2 protein-coding genes are annotated in these 2,504 nt (G+C 60.6%); both read right to left on the bottom strand.

Annotated features, from left to right (window positions below):
- Positions 1–333: 333 nt before the first annotated feature.
- A complete protein-coding gene (locus tag QX124_RS31780; RefSeq protein WP_315750567.1) occupies positions 334–1,686 on the bottom strand; it encodes an IS1182 family transposase in 1,353 nt (450 codons plus the stop codon).
- A 120-nt stretch (positions 1,687–1,806) separates the two neighbouring features.
- On the bottom strand, positions 1,807–2,283 hold the full coding sequence (locus QX124_RS31785; RefSeq protein ID WP_315723447.1) for a hypothetical protein: 477 nt from the start codon (positions 2,281–2,283) through the stop codon (positions 1,807–1,809).
- Positions 2,284–2,504 lie beyond the last annotated feature (221 nt).

Genomic DNA, 2,504 nt, shown 5'->3' on the forward strand with positions numbered 1-2,504 from the left:
GCCTCGTCCCGGCCATCTACGTCTTAGTAACTCTCCGCAGAGGTTTGGGCGGGTTGTCCGATCGAACTGCCTTGCATCTGCCGGCCGAAATGAAGCGCGGGAGCTCATGAGCGGATTTGGCCGAAGCCCGCAGACTTGCGCGGTGCAGCAAGCCGGCAGCCATGGGGGGGCAGGAGCCGCGGAGCGGACGCATTCGAGAGGACAGCCCGTGACTAAGGCAGACCTCCGCGATCGAGTCGGCGGCGTCCGCATTCAGCCGATTCCGTTGAAAAAGTCGGCAGTAGTTTCGTCGTGAACGCCATCTGTTTCGAGGACGAATTGGCGCGTTGTGGTTCACGCGGGCGTCAGCGCGGGCATCGGGATCAGCTTGGCCATCTTACGAAGGTTCTGAGCGGCTGCAGCGAGGGTGAACTCGTCGCGTGCGCCGTTCGGCCCTCTTAGTCGCAGCCGATCTAGCTTGAGGATGCGCTTGAGATGCGCGAACAGCATCTCAATCTTCTTGCGGAGCCGGCGTGAAGTGCGGCCTTCCCATGAGCTTGCGATCTCGCGTGCCATGTCGCGAGCGCCCTCGTAGATCGAGCGCGGCACTTTTCGAGCCGGGGTGTTGGGGCAACACCTGCTTCTTAGAGAGCATGCTTGACAATCGCGCTTGCTCGCACGGTAGAGGACCGTCGTGTCGTTGTTCACCAGCGTCCCTGTAGTGGTGAGGGGTTTGCCAGCGGGACAGCGATAGACGTCCCTGGTATGGTCGTAGGTGAAGGCCTCACGCGAGAAGGTCCCGTCGGTGCGGGCCGACTTGTCGAAGACGGTCACGTGCGGCTCGATCCCGTGCTCGTAGACCAGCCACCCGAGCATCTCAGCGGAGCCATAGGCGCTGTCGCCGAGAAGCCGGCTTGGATAAAGATCGAACCTTTCGATTGAACGCTCAATCATGCGCTTGGCGGCCAATACTTCTGCCTGGCGGATCGCCGTGGTCGCTTCGACATCGACGATGATCGCATTCTCGACGTCGACCAGATAGTTCGTCGAGTAGGCGAAGAAGGCTTGGCCGCCGTGCGCTCCCGTCCAGCGCGCCGCCGGGTCGGAGGGCGATACAAACTTGGGCGTGACCTCCGTCGCGGCACCGAACGCGGCATCATCAAGAACGGCAAGATACTCGTCGATCGCTCGACCCGCAGCCTCCGGCGGAAGCCTCTTATCGCCTTCGATTCCCTTCTGCCGATTGGCATCCGCCTTGATCAGGCTCGCGTCGACTGCGAACCCTTCGCCGCCGATCAGGCGCTCCCGGATGCAGCGGCGCAAGACGGTCTCGAACACGCGACGGAAGAGATCGCTCTCACGGAAGCGGCCGTGCCTGTTCTTCGAGAACGTCGAGTGATCGGGGACGCCTCCATCTAGACCCAGCCGGCAAAACCAGCGGTATGCCAGATTGAGATGGACTTCATCGCAGAGGCGCCGTTCCGATCGGATGCCGAAGCAATAGCCGATCAAGAGCATCCTGATCATCAGCTCCGGATCGATCGAGGGCCGCCCGATGTTGCTGTAGAACGGCGCCAGCTCCCGCCGTAAGTCCTCAAGGTCGACGAACCTATCGATCGACCGCACGAGGTGGTCGGCTGGGATGTGCCTTTCCAGCGAGAACTCATAGAACAACGCAGCCTGTTCGACTTGCCGATGCCCCATCATGACCTTCAGTCCTGCCCACTAGACAGACTGAATCACCGATATCTCTGCGTCGCAACTGCTGACTTTTTCAACAGAATCGACCCTGAGCAGACATCCCGGTCAGATGCGGACTGATAGCACTCAATGGACCTTTGCATCAGCCTCAATATGCTCGACGGATCGCATCGTATTTTTGAGGTGTTCGGCGCGTTCGCGGACCAGCCAATAGATCAAGCCTCCGATCGCGCCAGAAATCAGAACTGGGAGTCCGTTTGCCTCTAGGGCCAGCGCGAAGCCTTCCGTGAAGCTTGGATGGCCGCGCGCGGGGAATAGGCCTCCCAAGCAACCCCAAGCGAGGATCGCTGCGAGAGCCGAACCGCTGGCGCTGTAGACTGGTCCTCCAAAAGGCAACCATCGCGACATCCCCGTGATCAAGCACCAAGGCAAGAACATCAGCAAAAGCGCCAACGCAAAGACATAGGGCCAAACCTGCAAGGTCTCGCTCCCAACTTCAATGAGGTTCAGCCCTTTTCCTGCCGGATCGCGGGAGTCGCGACAGGCCATCCAAACGGTGAAGACCGCTGATGACGTTGCGCTCGCGGCAAAATAGGCAGCCAAGCGGGCCACTATCCTCATGCCATCGTTCCCCTCTGATGCCCGGATCATCTGGATGATTGCACGGCTCCCTTTGAAGGCCCAGGTCGGCTTGTGGCCCGTTCCGGACCTTCCCGAGGGCGCCGATGATGTCCCCTCTCGGGGTAGGGCCGGAAATCTGCATCCGAGGACCGATAGGCTGCTTGTGACCCTGGCTGTGTGAAAACGCTGCGCGGCTGTTATGA

This window comes from Bradyrhizobium sp. SZCCHNRI3043, from assembly GCF_032377735.1.
Taxonomy (GTDB): Bacteria; Pseudomonadota; Alphaproteobacteria; order Rhizobiales; family Xanthobacteraceae; genus Bradyrhizobium.